We start from the raw sequence: 18,574 nt of genomic DNA, 5'->3' as shown, positions 1-18,574 counted from the left end.
CCCGCCGGCGCGAACGCTCGCCGACGGACGCTGCAACCCGACTACGGAGACACACCGCATGACCCATAACATCGACGCGCGCAAACGCTGGCTGGCCCTGATGGTCCTGTGCCTAGGCGTGCTGATGATCGTGCTCGACTCGACGATCGTGAACGTCGCGCTGCCGTCGATCGCCGCGGATCTCGGCTTCTCCGAGACCTCGCTGGTTTGGGTCGTCAACGCCTATATGCTGACGTTCGGCGGCTTCCTGCTGCTCGGCGGCAGGCTGGGCGACCTGTACGGCCACCGCAAGCTGTTTCTGGGCGGCATCACTCTCTTCACCGTGGCGTCGCTCGCCTGCGGCATGGCGAACTCGCAGGTGCTGCTGGTTTGTGCGCGCGCGGTGCAGGGCTTCGGCGGTGCGGTCGTGTCGGCTGTTTCGCTGTCGTTGATCATGAATCTGTTCACCGAACCGGGCGAGCGCGCCAAGGCGATGGGTGTGTATGGCTTCGTGTGTGCGGGTGGCGGCAGCATCGGCGTACTGGCAGGCGGTCTTCTGACCAACCTCTTGAGCTGGCATTGGATCTTCCTGGTCAATCTGCCGATCGGCATCGCCGTTTACGCCATGTGTATCGCGCTGTTGCCCAATGGCCGCGGCAGCGCGCACGGCGAACGACTCGACGTAGCAGGCGCGGCGACGATTACCGTGTCGCTGATGCTCGCTGTGTACGCGATCGTCAATGGCAACGAAGCGGGATGGCTGTCGCTGCAGACCATCGGCATGCTGGTCGCCGCGCTGGCGCTACTGCTCCTGTTTCTGCGCATCGAAGCGCGCGTGCAACATCCGCTGATGCCACTTGGTCTGTTCAAGCTGCGCAACGTCGCCGTGGCGAATGTCGTCGGCGTGCTGTGGGCGGCGGCGATGTTCGCATGGTTCTTTATCTCGGCGCTTTATCTGCAGCGCGTGCTGGGTTACCGGCCCATGCAGGTCGGGCTCGCTTTCCTGCCTGCCAACCTCATCATGGCGCTGTTTTCGCTTGGCTTGTCCGCGCGGCTCGTGATGCGTTTCGGCTTGCGCTTGCCGCTCGGCGTCGGTTTGCTGCTGGCCGCCGCTGGACTTGCGTGCTTCGCACGGGCGCCGGTTGACGGCAGCTTTATCCTCGACGTGTTGCCCGGCATGACGCTGCTTGGGCTCGGCGCAGGTATCGCGTTCAACCCGGTTTTGCTGGCAGCGATGAGCGACGTGGAGCCGAGCGAATCCGGTCTCGCGTCGGGCATTGTCAATACCGCGTTCATGATGGGCGGTGCCGTGGGTCTCGCGGTGCTCGCGAGCGTTGCCGCGGCGCGCACGGATGCGCTGCAGGCATCTCAAGGAACGGTGGCCGCACTGAACAGCGGCTACCACCTCGCCTTTCTGACTGGAGCGGTTTTTGCAGCAGTGGCGGCGCTGTTTGGCGCTTCGTTGCTACGCGCCAACGGGCAACAGAACAACGCTCGTGCGGAGGCGGCGGCCGAGTGATGAAAACCCGGCCGCACCCGGCTAGATATCCGCAGTGAGCCCTGCTATTTCGCGGGCGGCGTGCCTGCGTGTCGCAAACGCTCAACACCTTCGGCAATTGCAAGCACCACCTGTTGCCCATCCCGTTCGCGGATGCTGATCGTCTGGTCGCGTTCGTCGCGCGGCCCGACTGCGACGAAGATCGGCACCTGCATTTCGCGCGCGTCGTAGATCTTCTTTTCGAGCCGTTCCGGCCGGTCGTCGAGGACCACTCTCACGCCGGCCTCCTCAAGCGCCTGCACAACCCGCGTGGCGTACGCGGCGCTTGCATCGTTGATCGTCGCTACCGCAACCTGGTCCGGTGCCAGCCACATAGGCAGCCAGCCTTCGTGATGCTCGAGCAGCAGGCCAATGAAACGCTCCATGCTGCCGAGCACCGCGTGATGGATCATCACTGGCCGCTCGCGTTCGTTGCGCTCGTTGACATAGAGCGCATCGAGCCGCTCCGGCAGGACGAAGTCGAGTTGAACCGTGCCGCATTGCCAGCTACGCTCGCGGCTATCGATCAGATGGAATTCCAGTTTGGGGCCATAGAACGCCCCCTCTCCCTCGCGCACCTCGAACTGGAGTCCAGCCGCGAAAGCGGCTTGCCCAAGCGCTGCTTCGGCTCGATCCCATACTTCATCTGAGCCCGCACGCACATCGGGACGCGTGGCTAGCGCCACTGAAAATGCAGGGAATCCGAGGTCAGCATAGACGTGCCGCAGCAGATCGCAAAAGCGTCCGACTTCAGCTTCGATTTGCGCTTCCATACAGAACACGTGGGCATCGTCCTGCACGAATGCGCGCGTACGCTTGAGCCCTTCCAGCGAGCCGGAGGGTTCATCGCGATGACAGGCGCCGAACTCGCTATAACGTACCGGCAACTCGCGGTACGAACGCACGCGCTGATTGAACACCTGCACGTGACAAGGACAGCTCATCGGTTTAAGACAGAGCGCGCGCGCTTCGGAGGCGCTTTCTTCACCGCCCGTTTCGTGTCCTTCGGAGAACGAATACATGTTCGCGCGGAATTTTTCCCAATGCCCGCTGCGTTCCCACAACGAGCGGGCGAGCAGTTGCGGCGTGCGGATTTCGCGGAAACCCGCGCGCCGCATTCTCTGGCGAATGTAGTCCTCCAGCACACGGTATAACTCCCAGCCACGCGGATGCCAGAAGACCATGCCGGGGCCTTCCTCCTGTTGGTGGAAAAGGTCCAGCCTGTTACCCAATACACGATGATCGAGGTCGTTCACAGTACGCTCCGTTTGATGTGAGCCATCGACGGAAGGCCGTAAACGCCAAGAGCCCCGTCCGTCTCCGGCGGGGCCCTTGGGGGTTTGCAGCAGCTTGTTGCTCTAGCGCGCGCAACCTCCAGACGACCCGCCCATGAGGGTGGTCGTCGTGGTGGTGACAGGCGCGAAGGAGAACGAAAAGAGGTCCATGAGTCGACAATAAACGATCTGTTGGTGAAACGTCAATCGACACTTTCGGAATTGCTTGCCGCCCCGCTTATCGCAGGCTCCACTTCAAACGCCTCGCCGGTGGCGAAAAAAGTCCCGCCTGCCACGTAGTGACAGGTGCGCAGATCCGGATCGTCACCGAAATGCCAGCGGTTCTTCGAATAGACACGGCTATCGGCGTACGCCGCCACCACTTCGCCGATAATCAGATCGTGGCGCTGGCTGTCGTCGGGAATCACCTTGCATTCCATCCACGTGATGCAGCCGGCTAGCATCGGCACGTCGATGCGCTGACCCGGAAACGTCTCCAGATCGAATGCAGCGAACTTGTCGAGATCGTTGCCGGGCGTCGAGCCGACCGCAAGCGTCTGCCGGGCGAATCCGCGGCTCGGCAGTTGCAGGCCGAACACGCCGCTCGCTTCGATCAGTTGCCGCGTGAGGGTGCGGCTGTCGACCACCACCACGATTTTCGGCGGATTGAAATCGAGCGGCATGGCCCATGAGGCCGCCATGACGTTCGTACGTCCGGCGTGCGCGCTGGTGATCACGGTGACTGGACCGTGATTCAGTAACTGGGTCGCCCGCGATAGTTCGACTGGTTCTCTGGTGCCTTTCATATCTGCCTTCATCGTGCGAACAGTTCATCGGTTCGTGCGGCGTGCCTGCGTATCGAATCCGAGCCAGATGGCATTCTAGCCAAGAGTTGGGGCACCAGTGCCCAGCGGCGCCACAACGTTTCGATACGCATCGAAGCATGCGGCCTCCGCGAGCCCCTATGATGGAAACATCGCAGCCACTACGTTGCATGGGATCGGAGTCGCGCGCTAAAGCGCCGGCGCCGATCGACAGGAGATCGACCATGTGTGCCCAACCAAATATCGCGTCCACCGCCTTCCTGATCGCCGACCCAGCCCGCGCCAGCATGCTGATGGCACTGGTCGACGGACGGGCACTGCCCGCCGGCGAGCTCGCCTATGCGGCCGGCGTGACCGCACAGACCGCCAGCACGCATCTGGCGAAGCTGCTGGCCGGGGGACTCGTCGAAGTGGAAGCGCAGGGCCGGCACCGCTATTACCGGCTAGGCGGATCGCACGTGGCATTACTGCTGGAAAACCTGGCGTCGATCACGCCGCCGAGCCGCCCTCGTATCAAGCCGCTCAGCGCGGACGCCAGGAAGTTGCGCTTTGCACGCTGCTGCTACGACCATCTGGCCGGACAACTCGGCGTTGCGGTCACTCAGGCGTTGGAGCGGCGCGGTGTGATCGTAGCGGCGACCGACAAGCAGTTCGAGGTCAGCCCCGCTGGAATGGACTGGTTCGCCCGGATGGGGTTGAACGTGCCTGATTTGCAACCCACGCGCCGAGGTCTCGCGCGCCAGTGCCTGGACTGGTCGGAGCGGCAGCATCATCTGGCTGGGCCGCTCGGCGTGCAATGGATGAAGCTGCTGTGCGCGAAGGGCTGGTTGCGGCGGGTCAAGGCAACGCGTGCGGTACAGGTGACGCCGCAAGGCTGGGCGTGGCTAAAAGACGAATTGGGTATCGAAGGAAGGCTGGGGGAACTCGCCGTCGACGACAGACGTGTGGAGGTCGTGCCCGAAGCGTAGACACGATGAAAGTTGAGTGACGCGGTGCGTCACCGGTTTGCTGTCGAGATGCGCCATCGCAATCCGTGGATGGCGCATCACGGTCGCACGTGAATTAGCTCTTCTCGCCGTGCTCAGGTTCCAGCGGTTTGTGCTGCTCCCCACCGAGCCCCGGAAAGAACGCATTCCAAGCCGCGCGAACGCCTTCGGCCGCGGTTGCCTCGGCGCTGAACGACTCGCTTTCGCCAGAGCGGGCCGGATCGGAGGAAAGCCCTCTCCAATGCGTGAATACGAGCAGCGGCTTTTCGCTCCACTCGTTCTCGCCGAACTTCGCAAACGCCGTATCGCCGCTCACTAGCTGAACCTCGTACCAGCCGTCACGGACGGGCGTATAACGGTCCAGCGGAAACCACGCGGTCGGTCGAATATCCATCATGTCCTCTCTGAATGAACGAAGGTTCGTCACGAGAGAACATAAGGCATTCTTCATGCCCGAGGCAATGCCGAATACGGCCAGTGAGGTGTGAGTCCGGTGGGATAAGCGGTGGCATGGACATCGCAAAGCCGGGACAGCGTGCAGGCGAGCTTCAGGCGTTCTGAGATCGCGTAAAGACAACGCGCCGAGCGTTTCAACAAAAGTAAAACTTACACGACGTGAGGTCATGGACATGCTTGCGCGTTCACGCGTTCAGGTCTTTAGGTCTCCAGGTCTTCGCACCTGCAACACGCCGTCTCGGACGCACCGTGCCCGCCACCTCGCTTGCACATCGCGCCAGCGAACGGACCGCCGTCTCAATCTGCTCCGCCGACGTATTCCCATAGCCGATCACAAGCCCGTTGTCTTCGTCTTGCGGCTGTAACGTGAACCCGGAAAGCGCACGCGCGCTGATCTGTTGCTGCTGCGCAAGATCGACGACCGCGCGATCCGATATGTGCGGCGGCAGTCTGAGCGTCAGATGCATGCCGCAATTGCCGCCCAGAACCTGCGCGGGTTCGAAGTGCGCAGCCAGCGCCTCGCGCAACGCCTGTTGCCGCTCACGGTAAAGCCGCCGCATCCGCCCCAGATGGCGGCCAAATTCGCCGCTTTCGATAAAGTTCGCCAGCGCCCACTGCTCAAGCCGATGACCGCCGCGCAGCATTTCCTGCAACGGTGTGCGCGTCTGCGCCACCATGCTGCGCGGTAGCACGACAAAGCCGATCCGCAGCGCCGGAAACATCGTCTTGCTGAACGATCCGACATACAGCACCGGCGCGTCGGGCACGAGCCCCTGCATGCTGGCGATCGGTTCGCCGGTGTGCCGGAACTCGCCGTCGTAGTCATCTTCGATCAGCCAGGCGCCCGCACGCCGCGCCTGCGCGATCAGTTCGAGCCGCCGCGCCACCGAGAGCACGGCGCCCGTCGGATACTGATGCGCGGGCGACGTATAAATCAGTCTGGGTGGGCTGACGCGCCACGCATCTGCCGGCACGTCCATGCCTTCCTGATCGACACGGATCGGCACGGTTTTCAGATCGCCCAGGTTGAAGGCCGCTTTGGCGCCGCGATAGCCGGGATCTTCGACCCATGCGATATCGCCGGGATTGGTGAGCAGCCTCACACACAGGTTCAACGCTTCCTGCGCGCCCTCGGTGATAACCACCTGAGAGCCGTCGCAACTGACGCCACGCGCCACGCGCAGATGCGCGGCAATGGCGTCGCGCAAAGCCGGCTCGCCGGCGGGGTCGCCGTAGCCAAGCAAATGCGGCAACGCACGCTCCATGGCGCGCTCGAGCGAACGGCGCCACGCGCCGAGCGGAAAGCGATCGAGCGCCGGGGTGCCCGGCATCAAAACAGCCATCCCGCCCGGATGCGGCCGGAGCGCGGCGAACGGCTCGAGCCGCGCCGCGTAGGCAACCTCGGCGGTAGCCATATCCGGGCGCGCGTCGACGCGCGATGCGGGGCTGGATAGCGGATTCACGCGCGTGCCCTTGCGATCGGCCAGCACGTAGCCTTCGGCGACCAGATGGTCGTACGCGATCACCACCGTGTTGCGCGAGACGCCGAGTTCTGCCGCGAGCAGCCTCGACGACGGCAACAAGGCTCCTGCCGGCAGCCGCCCGGCCAGAATCGCCTGCTGCAGACGCCCGATCACTGCTTCTGCAGTGGCACAGGCTTGCCGGCCGGCGTGACGGCGTCATGCGCCAACGGCCCTATGATTTCGATCATCGTGTATCGACCTACCCTGTGGACCTATCAAATACTGCTTTCGTGGATCTTTTTAACATACCACGTTTGCCGTATTGTCTCTCCTGAATGCAAGCAAGCCAGGAGAAAAAAGTGGAACCACGCCTCAACGAATACAAGCAGCCAATCGGCTTTGACTTACCAGACTGGAAGGGCGCTCAGCTACCCGGGCGTGAGCCGCTCGTCGGACGCTATTGCCGGATCGAGCGGGTGGATGTGGAGCGGCATGTCGAAGACCTCTACGAAGCCTATAGCACCGCCACGGACGGTCGCGACTGGACCTATCTGGCCGTGGGGCCGTTCCAGAGCCTCGAAGCGTATCGCGAACACCTGACGAAGGCCGCGGCGCTGGCCGATCCGATGCACCATGCAGTGATCGATCTCGCGACCGGCAAGGCCGTCGGCACATTAGCCTTGATGCGCATCGACGCGCCTAATGGCGTGATCGAAGTCGGCCACGTCACCTACTCGCCGCGTCTGAAGAGAACCCGTATCGCCAGCGACGCGATGGCGCTGTTGATGACCTACGTGTTCGAGGATCTTGGCTACCGGCGTTTCGAATGGAAGTGCGATTCGCTCAACGCACCATCGCGGGCGGCGGCGCTACGGTACGGCTTCAAGTTCGAAGGAATCTTCCGCCAGGCGATCGTCAGCCGTGGACGCAATCGCGATACCGCGTGGTTTTCCGTCATCGACAGTGAATATCCAGCGGTACGCGAGGGTTTCGCGCAATGGCTCGAGCAGAGCAATTTCGACGCCGAGGGTAATCAGCGCGAAAAGCTTGCGGATCTGATTGCACGGCGGCGAGCGATAGCGGGCGAGGCGGGCGCCTGAGTTCGGCGCGTCGAGGCTCGAGCCCTGACGCACGCGTCTCAGGCGGCCCCTGCGGCGCGGCGTAGATGGATCTGCGGTTTGCCCTTGTAGGTTCCGCGGGTCCACTCCACGTAACCGCACTTCTGCGCCACACGCAAGGAGGGCGCGTTCTCCGGCGCGATAATGCAGGCGGTGTCGGCGGCGGGCCATTTTGCATCGGCCCACTTCAGGGCCGCGCGCACGCCTTCGGTCGCATAGCCACGCCCCTGTGCGGCGGGCGTCAGCGCCCAGCCGACTTCGGGCATGCCGCCGAGCGACGGCTCGGTCTGCCGCTCGAAATTGGCAAAACCGATTTCTCCGATAAACGTGCCACTCACTTTATCGCGCACCGCCCAGTACCCGAATCCCAGCATCGTCCAATGTCCGACATAGCGCAGCAGACGCGACCAGGTCTCCTCGCGGGTGGACGGCTGGCCGCCGATAAAGCGCGTCACCTCGGAATCGGACCACATCGCGAAGCTATCGTCGAAATCCGCGCGGACGTGGGGACGCATGATCAGGCGATCGGTTTCGAGGAGCGTGCTTAACTCGGTCATAGGGAGGAGGAAGAAGGTTGAGGGGTGGATGGGATGATGGCAGATTTTGGGCATAAAATGGTCCGCGCGATCCGCTCTGACCTGCATGAACGCACGCCCGCAAGAAGCATAAGCGCCCACTCGGAGCACAGCGCATGAAGCTTCGACTCAGATACCTGTCCGCCGTTTTCATCAACTTCGCGCTGCCGTGGCTCGCTTACCGCCTCGCCCATCCGCATTGGGGGCAAGCGGGTGCCCTGCTCGCTTCGGCCTTGCCGCTCATTGCGTGGATGGCCTGGGACCTGGTACGTCACCGTCATTTCGACGCCTTGAGCAGCATCGTTCTGATCGGCATCCTGCTGTCGCTGGCGACGGTCACTGTGACTGGCGTTCCGCAAGAGCTGACGATTGAAGAGCCGATGGTGTCGGGCATGATCGGCGTCGCCTTTCTTGTTTCGCTGTTGCTGCCGCGTCCGATCGTGTTCTACCTGGCGCGATCCACCATGGCTCGCGAGAGTATGCAAAACGCGAGCGAATTCGAACGGGACTGGCGGGAGAGTCCCACACTGGCCTCGAGAGTCCGCGTCATGACGCTGGTGTGGGGTATCGGTCTTGTAGCGGAGAACGTGATACGCACGTCGATTGTTTGGGACGCCGAGAGTAGTCCTCATGCGGCGCTGGTGTCGAATCTCGTGCGCTACAGTTTTTATGGCGTCCTTATGTTGTGGACGTTCTGGTATCGACGACGTATCAAGCAGGATGCCGAACGTTTGGTCAGTGGGCCGCACAATGCGTCGCACAGCACTAACGTCCCTCGCTAAGCCAGCTCCAAAAACCGCACCAGACACGGATTCCGGTTCGCCGGCGACCACACCAGCACCTGCTCAATCATCGGCGCATCCGCCAGCGGCCGGAACACCACACCCGCAAGCTGCGCTTTACGCATCGACGCAGGCACCAGCGCAACGCCGACGCCTTCGTCGACAAGACTGAGCACGGTCTGCTGCAATTGCACTTCGAAACGGATGTCGGGCTCGAAACCACCTGAGCGGCAATGCTCGAGAATGGTGGCCCGCAACGTAGGCGCCACCTCCTCCGAGGCCAACACGAACGGCTCGCCCGCCAGTTGCCCAATTTTCAACTGCCGCGCCCGGGCACGCGGATGCGCGCGCGACAGTGCCACACAGAGCGGTTCACGGACAATCGTGCGCGCCTCGAGCCCCCTGTTCGGCACGCTCGGAAACATGATCGCCGCGTCGATCTGGCCGGCCAGCACCTGTGCCGCCAAATCGTTCGACACCACCTCGCGCAGATTCAGCGTCACCTCCGGATACGCGGCACCGAAGGTCCGCGCGTATCCCGGCACCACGCTATACGCCGCGCACATCGTGAAGCCAATCGCCAGCGTGCCGGCATCGCCATGCGCGGCGGCCTGCGCATTGCGCGCGGCCTGTTCAATCGCGCCGAGAATGGCCTTGGCATCCACATAGAAGCGCTCGCCCGCCGCCGTCAGCGTGACGCTGCGCGGGCTGCGCTCGATCAACGTAACGCCCAAACTCGCCTCGAGCGCCGCCAGTTGGCGGCTCAACGGCGGTTGCGACAGATTGAGCCGTGCCGCAGCCCGGCCAAAATGGAGGGTCTCGGCAAGCGTCACGAAATAGCGCAGCGGTTTGACGTCGATCACGATGCAAAAAAGGTATTGTTGAACGCCTGAAACGGTATTTGATTGTATCAACCCGAACCACTACTCTGGCGCATTGTATTTTCCAGCCGCCAGACTGCCACACCAATGTTATCGACCCTTGAGATCCTGCTTCCCGTATTTGGCCTGATTTTCGCGGGGTTCGTGTGCCGCAAGCGGGGCCTGCTGGGCCCCACGGCGGCGTCGGAACTGAACCGTTTTGTCGTCTGGCTCGCGCTGCCTGCACTGCTGTTCGACATCATGGCGCACGCTACCTGGCATCAGCTTTATCAGCCGGCGTTTGTCGCCACCTTCGCGCTCTCCTGTTCCGTCGTATTCGTGCTGATTCTCATGGTCCGTCTGCTGAGTGGCCGGCCGCTCGCCGATGCCAGCGTCGATGCCATTGCGGGCTCGTATCCGAACACCGGCTACATTGGCTTTCCGCTGTGCCTGATCGCATTCGGACAAGCCAGCCAGACGCCGACCACGATCGCCACGATCCTCGTCGCCTGCGTGTTGTTTGCGATCGCGATCGTCCTGATTGAAGTGGGACTGCAGACCGAACGCGCACCGCATCGGCTGGCGTTCAAGGTAGTGCGGTCCTTGGCGCGCAATCCGCTGATCGTGTCGCCGATCGTCGGCGTGCTGGTCGCCAGCGTTCACGTGACGTTGCCGCAAAGCGCGGAGACATTCCTGAAGCTGCTGGGCGGTGCGGCAAGCCCCTGCGCGCTCGTCAGCCTCGGATTGTTCCTTGCTGAAAAACGGACGCCTGCAGACAGGTCCTCCGCACCCTCGACGTCGAACCACGTCGCGTCCTGGGCACTGACGGGCGCCAAATTGCTGCTGCAACCGGCTTTGACGTGGTGGCTGGCCGCGCGCGTGTTCGCGCTATCGCCCATGCTGGTGGAGATGTCGGTCGTGCTGGCCGCGCTGCCCACAGGCACCGGGCCGTTCATGCTCGCGGAGTTTTATCGGCGTGAGGCGCACATCACGTCACGGACAATACTTCTGTCGACGCTAGGCTCACTCGTGACGCTGTCCCTGCTGTTGCTGTATATGCCGCGCGGCTGATCCATCAGGACTTCTTGACTTCGTGGCCCTGGCTGGCTGCAGCTGTCGTCCTCGTAGTCGAAGATAGCGCGCGGACCAGTCGGCCGTGCGCCTCACCGGAAGACTCGGCAATCTGCCAGGCAAACAGTCCCGGCACGAAAATCAGCAGATCGCGAATCCGTCGCGCGCCCGCGAGTGCGAGGCAGGTTGAAGGATCGAGACCGAGTGCCCCGCCGATCAGAATGAACCCGCCTTCCTGCACCCCAAGGCCTCCGGGCACAAAAAAGGCCGCACTGCTAACCGCCTGGATCAGCGATTCGATCACTACCGCCTCGGTGAAACTCACCTGCGCGCCAAGAAAATGCACCGCGAGCCAGATCTCCAGCGCGGTCAATACGCACTGCAAAGGTTGCCAGAAGAAGAGGTAACGCAGCACCACACCACGGCGGCGCCAGATCAGTTTGATCGACTGATCGATCTGCGCCGACTGACCAACGAGCGCGGCCAGCTTGCCGCTGGTTGCACGGTTGAGCACACGGGTGATGCGTTCGAACGGGCTTGCATGCTGCACCAGCGAAAACAGCACCAGTAGCGGTGTGAGCGCGACAATGCCCCATGCCAGATCGGCAGCAAGACGTAGCGTGCCGGATGCCGCATGCGCGAACAGAAAGCCGATGCCCACCATCGTGAACATCAACTGGCTGATCAGCGTGAGTTGCATGTCGACGACGAGACTCGCCGCCGCGGTCGAGCCACGCAGGCCACGCCGCCGCATCATGCGGAACGACACCACCTCGCCGCCGATGCGCGCCACCGGCAACATGCTGTTGACCGATTCGCGGATCCAGACCAGCTGCAACATGCCCGCAACGCTCGGGCGGTTTGCGCCGCGGATGAGGCTTTGCCAGTCACGTGCGTTGGCAAGCATCGGCAGGACGTGGGCCAGTCCCGCCAGCACCAACCCGGCGCCTGCGGCACGCATCAGTCCAAGCACTGCGCCGGGGTTGTCATGCAGAACTAACCACAGCGACGCAATCAGCCCCGCCAGCGCGGCAATACGGCCAAGATGCTTCATCACGTAGCCGCTATGCGCGGCTCGTCGAGCTCCAGACCCACGCAACCTTTCAAAGAAATCCGCATTACCTTGACTCGTCCTGAACCGGCGATAGCAAACCATCGCCGTCCACCTTGAAACTGAAGCCTCGCCAGATCACCCGTGTCGAGAAGAAGCTCGCCACGAAGATCAAAAACGATACGATATCCCAGAACGGTAGTAGCCACAGATCGCGATGCGCTTGCCGCAATGCGTGATCGGACTGGACTTTAAGCGCAAGGCGCGCGAGCAGCGCCACCGCAGCAAGCGGCCATGCCCATGCTGCACCGCCAGAAAACGCCACGGTCAGCCAGGCAAACGCTAGCGGATGAATCAGTGCCGAGCCGAGGTGCCCAATCGGATCGATGATGCGAATTGTTCGACTCCAGCGCAGTTCGTGCGCAATCAGCTTGGCGGCACTGCTTTCCACACAGGCATGCGACACAGTGAATGGCGGAATCACCACCTTTTCGCCGATCATCCGCACTGCTTCGCCGATCGCATGATCTTCCGCGAGGTGATGCACGAACTGCGCGAAGCCGCCGATCTTCTCGAGCGTCTCGCGCCGCATGGCTATGGTCTGTCCGAAGCACGGCCGCGCCATTCCAAACGCCAGGCCCGTCACGACGCTAGGCAGGAACTGGTAGTTGGTGGCTTTCGCCGAAAGACGCGGCCAAAAGCCCGGATCCGGTTGACCACGATAGACACAGGTGACCAGTCCCACACCAGGTTTCTGCAACTCGCCGATTACATTGCGCAGATAACTCGGGCCAACGCTCACGTCGCTGTCCGCAAAGACCAACACATCATGCTGCGCCTCCGGCAGCATGTTGAGGATGTTGCTCATCTTGCGGTTTGGCCCATACAGGCGCGCATCGGCCACAACCGTTATGTGCGCTTCGGGATGCAGCAAACGCAGTTGTTCTACGGTCTGCAGCGCAGGATCTTCCGAGTCGTGCACGCCGAACAGGAATTGCAGCTGACCCGGATAGTCCTGATGGCAGAAGCTCGACAGGTTGCTGAGCAAGGTCCACTCGTCGCCATGTAATGGCTTGACGATGGTGACCGGCGGAAAGCTGGTGGGTTGCGAAGGAGTACGAGCAAAGAAACGTCGGATCAACGCGCCGGCCAGCAGCGTGTACACAATACCGAACACAGCACCCATGCCACACAGCAGCGCCAGCGCGGAGAGCATCAGATGCACTGCGCGCCCAGGCCCTTCGAATTCGACAAGCCCGATCGCAAGCAGCACGGCGATCGGACACACAAGCCAGGCGAGGCGCTTCATGCCTGGTCCCTCCGCGCGGAACGACGGAAGAGGCACATGCCCGTTATGCTTCGTGAGCGCGCAGGAAGCGGAAAAACTCCACGCCTTCGCGCAGACGCCGCTTCATCATGTCCCAGCTCAGCAACATCTCGCGCACGATCTCCCAGATCTTCGAGGGCCGGAAATAGAAGCGCTTGTAGAAGCTCTCGACGTGGTGATAGATCTCTTCGCGCGACAGATGCGGATAACCGATCGCCGCGAGCTGCACCCCTTCCTTGCTCACCAGGTTGATCACCTTGTTCTCCTGCAGCCAGCCGTTTTCTACGGCCTGGTTGTAGAGCGTCGTGCCCGGATAGGGTGCCGCGAGCGACACCTGGATCGTGTGCGGGTTGATTTCCTTTGCGTACTCGATCGTCTTTTCGATCGTCGCCTGCGTCTCGCCCGGCAGCCCAAGGATGAAGGTGCCGTGGATCTTGATGTCGAGCTTGCGGCAGTCTTCGCTGAAGCGTCGTGCGATGTCTGTGCGCAAGCCCTTCTTGATGTTCAGCAGGATCTGGTCATCGCCCGATTCATAGCCCACCAGCAGCAGACGCAGGCCGTTTTCCTTCATGATCTTCAGCGTCGCATACGGCACGTTCGCTTTCGCGTTGCAGGACCATGTCACGCCGAGCTTGCCCAGCCCGCGTGCGATCTCTTCGACGCGCGGCTTGAAGTCGGTGAAGGTGTCGTCGTCGAACATGATCTCCTTGACTTCAGGCATGTTGTCGCGGATCCACTTCACTTCTTCCAGTACGTTCTCTACCGAGCGCGTGCGGTAGCGGTGACCGCCCACCGTCTGCGGCCACAGGCAGAACGTGCATTTCGAGCGGCAGCCGCGGCCCGTGTAGATCGACACGTATGGATGCTTCAGATAACCGATGAAGTAATTTTCGATTTTCAGGTCGCGCTTGTAGACGGGTGCTACAAAAGGCAGTTCATCCATGTTCTCGAGGATCGCGCGCGCCTCGTTGTGCTCGATCGAACCGTCCGCAGCGCGATAGCTCAAGCCCTGGATCTGCGCGAGCGGTTTGCCCGCCGCCACTTCCTGGCAGGTGAAATCGAATTCTTCACGGCAGACGAAATCGATCGCTTCGCTTGCGGTCAGCGAGTTGTGCGGATCGACGGCGACCTTTGCGCCCACCATGCCGATCATCATCGACGGTTTGCGCTTCTTCAGATCCTGCGCAAACATCGCATCCGTAGGGAACGACGGCGTACTCGTGTGAATGATGACGAGGTCATACTGCTGCGCGATATCGAGCGAAGCCTCTACCGAAAGACCATCCGCCGGCGCGTCGAGCACGCGGCTATCCGGCACCAGCGCCGCGGGCTGAGCGAGCCACGTCGGATACCAGAACGAACGGATCTCACGCTTCGCCTGATAGCGCGACCCCGCGCCGCCATCGAAACCGTCATACGACGGGGCCTGCAAAAACAGCGTCTTCATGAATGCTCCGGCCAGCTCCATCGAGCTTGATAGCGTAGGGAATGGCAATTAGTTATTGACGCCGTGCGCGGAATTCGTCCCGCACTTAAGGGGATTCCGTCACACGCGTCTCTGGACGCGTTCGACCTTAACCCGCCGCAATACTCCGATCAACCAGGTATCGTCTCCCAAACGATCTTTTTAAAATACGCTGCCGTATTTGCAGGCAAGTCGTATGCAAAACGTAAATGAACCGGCGCCAACACACAGAAACGAAAGCGGACGTAATATCAGGTTCAAAGGCAGAAGTGCCTTCTTTGATTATGAGAGCCTTGCATGGAGATTTTGTGAAATGAGCGAAAGCACTCTCGGTATGCTGACCCGCTACAACCGCTGGGCCAACCAGCGCATCTTCGACGCAGTCGCCGCGCTGCCGGACGGCGAAGCACTCAAGCGTCGCGAAACGGTGTTTGGCAACATCGTCCATACATTGAGCCATTGCTATGTCGTCGGCGAAATCTTTCGTGCCCACCTCGAAGGGCGGGAGCACGGTTTCTCGAGCCGCAATTTCAGCGAACCCATGCCGCTAGCGAAGTTGCGCGAAATGCAGCAGGCAATTGACAACTGGTATATCGCCCGCAGCGACGCCTTCACGCCGCACGACGCAGAGGAAACGGTGCACTTCAAGTTTGTGGGTGGCGGCGAAGGCGCCATGACGCGTAGTGAGATGGTGCTGCATGTCGTCAATCACACGACATATCACCGGGGATTTGTTGCGGATATGTTTTGTCAGATTCCGGTCAAGGCGCCTGTTACCGATCTGCCCGTGTACGCACGCGAAGAGCGCGCGGCGCGCGCTCTCCAACAGCCTGGCTGATCAGTTCGGGACCCAGTGCCCGTGCACCCATACCCAGTGGTCGCCTTCCCAGCGGTAATGACCCTTCATCCAGTGATAGCCGGGCGCGGGCGCGGCCGGCATCACTTCGACCAGCGGCGCAGGTTCAGGTGGCCGCGCCGGCTCAACGACACATGCGCTAAGTAATGAAGCGCACACGCAAGAAAGCAAGGCAGCAGTGAAGGTCGATCGTTTTGTCATATAACTCTCCCGTTTTTAGAACTGCAACTACACATCCGCGGCATACACGTCGTGCTAGCTACGGATCAAGCCTGTCATGGGCTGCGTGGAGCCCGCTTGCGTAAAAAGGGCCGCCGCGGTTCGATGCGGATCGAGGCCGAGACTTTCGCTCGCGGCACCCGCGATCACCGCGTCCAGTCCGGTCGTGGGTCTGAGATCGCGTCCCTGATACAGCTCGTTGGGCTTCAGTCCCGGCCAGTCGGCGATCACCCGTCCACCGTTCACGGCGCCACCCATCACCATCGCGACCGATCCTTGTCCATGGTCCGTGCCCCCCGTACCGTTGGCGGCAGCGGTGCGGCCAAACTCAGTAGCCACCAGCACCGTCGTCTTGCCCCACAGCGGGCCGAGACCGTCGCGCAAGGAAGCGAGCATCGTGTCGAGCGCCTTCAGCTGATTCGCGAGACGCGGGTTCTGCGCGCTGTGCGTGTCCCAGCCGCCCGTTTCGATCATCGCAATGCGTGGGCCGTCGTCGCGTGACAGAAAACTCGCGGCGAGTTTGCCAAGGCTGGCGGGGTCCTGGCGCGCTCCGGCGTCGCCAGCGAGGCCGCGCGCCGTCATGGCGGATTCCCATAACGGCCTGAGTTGCGCGTCCTGGTTGTAAAGGTCCGATACCCGCATGAGCAGATCGTCGGGCGCCTGCGGTAAACCCGAGGGTGCGTACGATGTCACGTCGGCCTTGCCGCGCAGTGCCATCGGCACAGTCGGCGCAAACGCGATGGCGTTTTCATGCGTAGCGGGCATCATCGCAACCAGACGGTTGAGCCAACCGTCCTTCACCTGGTACGCCGAAGTGCCGCCCGTCTCCAGCACGTTCTGACCGTCGAAATGCGAGCGATCGCGATACGGCGAGGCCACGGCATGCACGAACAGCGCCTGGCCCGATGCGTACATCTTCGCGGTTTCGGCGAGCGAAGGATGCAGCGCGAACGTGCCATCGAGTTTGGTCGCCGTGGCCGGATCGACGGCGAGCGCGCCACGCAAGCTCGCATACGAAGGCTCGGCGTACGGCACCACGATGTTCAGGCCATCGGCGGCACCGCGCTGGATCACGAAGACGAAGCGGCGGTCCGTTTCGACCCTGGCGAAGGCCATGTGCGGCGAGACGAGAATCGCGCCGGCACCGGCTGCGGCGAAGTTGAGAAACTGGCGACGGGACATCATGGCGTTCATCTCCGTTGAAAATCGGGCGACACGAGCAACAGCGCTATCGCCGTCGAAGCGCTCTCAGCGCGTGACACTGCAGTCGCAGTCGGCGCACTGATGGAGCCGACCAGCAAGGTCTGGCCGAGAGTGCGAGGGTCGAGCTGGTCGCCAACACGCGCAGCGAAGCGTTGGGCGACTTCGACGCGGCGCACCAGCGCATCGGGCGCGGCCCAGCTCGCGGCGATATCGTCGTAGCCGGCGGGCGACCCTGGTCGCCAGACCGGCTCGCCGAGTTGCGTGAGAAGCGGCGCGCCCTGCAGGTTGCCGACGTCTTGCCAGCCGAGGCCGCGCATCGAAGATATGGTCCATTCCCACGGCGTTTTGAATTTCACCGCCACCGGAGACCAGGCCTCCGGCGAATCGATCAACGCGCGATAGACCGTGGGCAGGTCGCCACCGCTGCGCTCGAACGCATTGGCGAGCCGTTCGGTAACCGCGGGTGGTGGGTTGTCCGAAACAAAATGACGTGCCAGCTTGCTCGCGATATGTTGCGCGGTAGCGGGCGACGCTGCGAAGTCATGCAGGACCGCCAGCGCCTGATCCTCGCCCTGCTGATCGTAACGGCGCCCCAGGATGGTCCGCGAGCCGGGCTCATGCAATTGCTCGTGAAACACAAAACTGCCGGGCGCGGCGCCATTTGGCTGCGGCCCCCTCACGCCGGCTACACTCCAGCCGGTCAGTGCGCGGGCAAACTCCGTCACGTCGGCTTGCGTGTAGCCGCTGCGCACGCCCAACGTATGCAGTTCCATGATTTCGCGTGCGAGGTTCTCATTGAGACCGCGCTTGTTGTCGGGATTGCGTTGCTCCGCACGCATCGCCGCCATGCTGTCGGGACCGACCGAGCGCGTCTGATCGAGAAAGATCTGCATCGCAGGATGCTGCTCTACCGCTACCAGCATGTCGTCGAAGCGGCCCAGCACGTGCGGGCGGATTGCTTCCATTTCGAACGCGCCAGCCAGCGCCGCGACTTGCGGCTTTTCAGTGGACACCGCGAAATGATTCGCCCAGAAATGGACGAGCCGGTCGATGAACGGTGTGGAACTCGTCAGCGCGCTATTGACGCGCACATTCACCGCCGTACGGTAAACATCGCGGATTTCAGCGCGCATCGCCTTGTTCGCGGCCTGCTTTGCGGCTTGCTTGTCTGCAGGATTGACGGTCGCATCAGAAGCGGGACCGACATTCGCGTTGGCATTCGCATTCTGCATGCGCTGCTCGCCCAACTGGGTCGCGAGCGCGACCGCACCCGGCTGGCCCGCCCATGCCGCGGGCATAGGCTGATATTGATCGAACTGCGAAAGCAGCCATCGCTTCGGATCGGCGGGCGGCGTGTCTTCCGGGCGAGCGCCGAGACCGAAGCGGTTCAGCGCAATTGCCGCGGCATTGTCGTTGGGTGACGGAATCATGCGCGCTCCTTCGAACGTTGCGTACCTTCTTTAAACGTTCGGCGCCGCGGTTTCCGTCGCTACCGGCGGAAGTTTTTATTCGGGCGAGACGAAGATCG

Annotated in this window: 17 protein-coding genes and 1 pseudogene; 6 read left to right on the top strand and 12 right to left on the bottom strand. The window is 62.3% G+C overall.

Annotated elements, in window-relative coordinates:
- Window positions 1-58 precede the first annotated feature (58 nt).
- Window positions 59-1,498, top strand: coding sequence for a DHA2 family efflux MFS transporter permease subunit (locus BUS06_RS25425; RefSeq protein ID WP_074267167.1), 1,440 nt, complete (start codon window positions 59-61; stop codon window positions 1,496-1,498).
- A gap of 44 nt (window positions 1,499-1,542) precedes the next feature.
- Here BUS06_RS25425 and thrS read toward each other — a convergent pair whose 3' ends face one another.
- Both thrS and BUS06_RS25415 read right to left on the bottom strand, forming a co-directional pair.
- Window positions 1,543-2,772 carry a threonine--tRNA ligase gene (thrS, locus tag BUS06_RS25420; RefSeq protein ID WP_074267166.1) on the bottom strand — a complete coding sequence of 410 codons (1,230 nt, stop codon included), beginning with the start codon at window positions 2,770-2,772 and terminating at the stop codon, window positions 1,543-1,545.
- A gap of 221 nt (window positions 2,773-2,993) precedes the next feature.
- Window positions 2,994-3,596 carry a flavin reductase family protein gene (locus BUS06_RS25415; protein WP_074267165.1) on the bottom strand — a complete coding sequence of 201 codons (603 nt, stop codon included), beginning with the start codon at window positions 3,594-3,596 and terminating at the stop codon, window positions 2,994-2,996.
- Between the two features lie 242 nt (window positions 3,597-3,838).
- Here BUS06_RS25415 and BUS06_RS25410 point away from each other — a divergent pair, with 242 nt between their 5' ends.
- Entirely contained in the window at window positions 3,839-4,582 is a 744-nt protein-coding gene (locus BUS06_RS25410; RefSeq protein ID WP_074267164.1) for an ArsR/SmtB family transcription factor, read from the top strand.
- A 94-nt stretch (window positions 4,583-4,676) separates the two neighbouring features.
- Here the strand turns inward: BUS06_RS25410 and BUS06_RS25405 are convergent, their stop codons facing one another.
- Together BUS06_RS25405 and BUS06_RS25400 are read right to left on the bottom strand one after the other, a co-directional pair.
- Complete coding sequence (locus BUS06_RS25405) at window positions 4,677-4,997, bottom strand: hypothetical protein (protein ID WP_174567561.1); 321 nt, start codon at window positions 4,995-4,997, stop codon at window positions 4,677-4,679.
- A gap of 244 nt (window positions 4,998-5,241) precedes the next feature.
- Window positions 5,242-6,767 (bottom strand): annotated as a pseudogene (locus BUS06_RS25400) (PLP-dependent aminotransferase family protein).
- A gap of 111 nt (window positions 6,768-6,878) precedes the next feature.
- Here BUS06_RS25400 and BUS06_RS25395 point away from each other — a divergent pair.
- Window positions 6,879-7,619, top strand: a complete 741-nt coding sequence (locus tag BUS06_RS25395) for a GNAT family N-acetyltransferase (RefSeq protein ID WP_074267163.1) — start codon at window positions 6,879-6,881, stop codon at window positions 7,617-7,619.
- A gap of 38 nt (window positions 7,620-7,657) precedes the next feature.
- Here the strand turns inward: BUS06_RS25395 and BUS06_RS25390 are convergent, their stop codons facing one another.
- Window positions 7,658-8,194: a GNAT family N-acetyltransferase gene (locus BUS06_RS25390; protein WP_074267162.1), complete on the bottom strand. Its 537-nt coding sequence runs from the start codon at window positions 8,192-8,194 to the stop codon at window positions 7,658-7,660.
- Between the two features lie 134 nt (window positions 8,195-8,328).
- Here BUS06_RS25390 and BUS06_RS25385 point away from each other — a divergent pair, with 134 nt between their 5' ends.
- Window positions 8,329-8,994: a VC0807 family protein gene (locus tag BUS06_RS25385; protein WP_074267161.1), complete on the top strand. Its 666-nt coding sequence runs from the start codon at window positions 8,329-8,331 to the stop codon at window positions 8,992-8,994.
- Here the strand turns inward: BUS06_RS25385 and BUS06_RS25380 are convergent.
- On the bottom strand, window positions 8,991-9,857 hold the full coding sequence (locus BUS06_RS25380; protein ID WP_074267160.1) for a LysR family transcriptional regulator: 867 nt from the start codon (window positions 9,855-9,857) through the stop codon (window positions 8,991-8,993). The genes BUS06_RS25385 and BUS06_RS25380 overlap by 4 nt on opposite strands.
- Before the next feature lie 105 nt (window positions 9,858-9,962).
- On the opposite strand from BUS06_RS25380, the gene BUS06_RS25375 reads away from it, so the two are divergent.
- A complete protein-coding gene (locus tag BUS06_RS25375; RefSeq protein ID WP_074267159.1) occupies window positions 9,963-10,925 on the top strand; it encodes an AEC family transporter in 963 nt (320 codons plus the stop codon).
- A gap of 4 nt (window positions 10,926-10,929) precedes the next feature.
- Here the strand turns inward: BUS06_RS25375 and BUS06_RS25370 are convergent, their stop codons facing one another.
- The 3 genes from BUS06_RS25370 to hpnJ form a co-directional block, all read right to left on the bottom strand.
- Entirely contained in the window at window positions 10,930-11,979 is a 1,050-nt protein-coding gene (locus tag BUS06_RS25370) for a lysylphosphatidylglycerol synthase domain-containing protein (RefSeq protein ID WP_074267158.1), read from the bottom strand.
- Window positions 11,980-12,043: 64 nt separating this feature from the next.
- The gene (gene hpnI / locus BUS06_RS25365) at window positions 12,044-13,285 is read right to left on the bottom strand and encodes a bacteriohopanetetrol glucosamine biosynthesis glycosyltransferase HpnI (RefSeq protein ID WP_083611592.1); all 1,242 of its coding nucleotides are present in this window, start codon (window positions 13,283-13,285) and stop codon (window positions 12,044-12,046) included.
- 43 nt (window positions 13,286-13,328) lie between these two features.
- The gene (gene hpnJ / locus BUS06_RS25360) at window positions 13,329-14,771 is read right to left on the bottom strand and encodes a hopanoid biosynthesis associated radical SAM protein HpnJ (RefSeq protein ID WP_367946970.1); all 1,443 of its coding nucleotides are present in this window, start codon (window positions 14,769-14,771) and stop codon (window positions 13,329-13,331) included.
- Window positions 14,772-15,081: 310 nt separating this feature from the next.
- On the opposite strand from hpnJ, the gene BUS06_RS25355 reads away from it, so the two are divergent.
- The gene (locus BUS06_RS25355; RefSeq protein ID WP_074267156.1) at window positions 15,082-15,606 is read left to right on the top strand and encodes a DinB family protein; all 525 of its coding nucleotides are present in this window, start codon (window positions 15,082-15,084) and stop codon (window positions 15,604-15,606) included.
- Here the strand turns inward: BUS06_RS25355 and BUS06_RS25350 are convergent, their stop codons facing one another.
- Genes BUS06_RS25350 through BUS06_RS25340 form a run of 3 tightly spaced genes read right to left on the bottom strand, consistent with a single transcriptional unit; the run spans window position 15,607 to window position 18,476 of the window.
- Window positions 15,607-15,825, bottom strand: a complete 219-nt coding sequence (locus BUS06_RS25350; RefSeq protein ID WP_074267155.1) for a YXWGXW repeat-containing protein — start codon at window positions 15,823-15,825, stop codon at window positions 15,607-15,609.
- A gap of 54 nt (window positions 15,826-15,879) precedes the next feature.
- Window positions 15,880-17,028, bottom strand: a complete 1,149-nt coding sequence (locus BUS06_RS25345) for a DUF1501 domain-containing protein (RefSeq protein WP_074269284.1) — start codon at window positions 17,026-17,028, stop codon at window positions 15,880-15,882.
- 5 nt (window positions 17,029-17,033) lie between these two features.
- Entirely contained in the window at window positions 17,034-18,476 is a 1,443-nt protein-coding gene (locus tag BUS06_RS25340; RefSeq protein WP_074267154.1) for a DUF1800 domain-containing protein, read from the bottom strand.
- Window positions 18,477-18,574: the final 98 nt, after the last annotated feature.

It is taken from the genome of Paraburkholderia phenazinium, assembly GCF_900141745.1.
GTDB classification, from domain to species: Bacteria; Pseudomonadota; Gammaproteobacteria; order Burkholderiales; family Burkholderiaceae; genus Paraburkholderia; species Paraburkholderia phenazinium_B.
The sequence above is the reverse complement of the archived record's forward strand: the minus strand, read 5'-3'. Positions and strand labels throughout refer to the sequence as shown.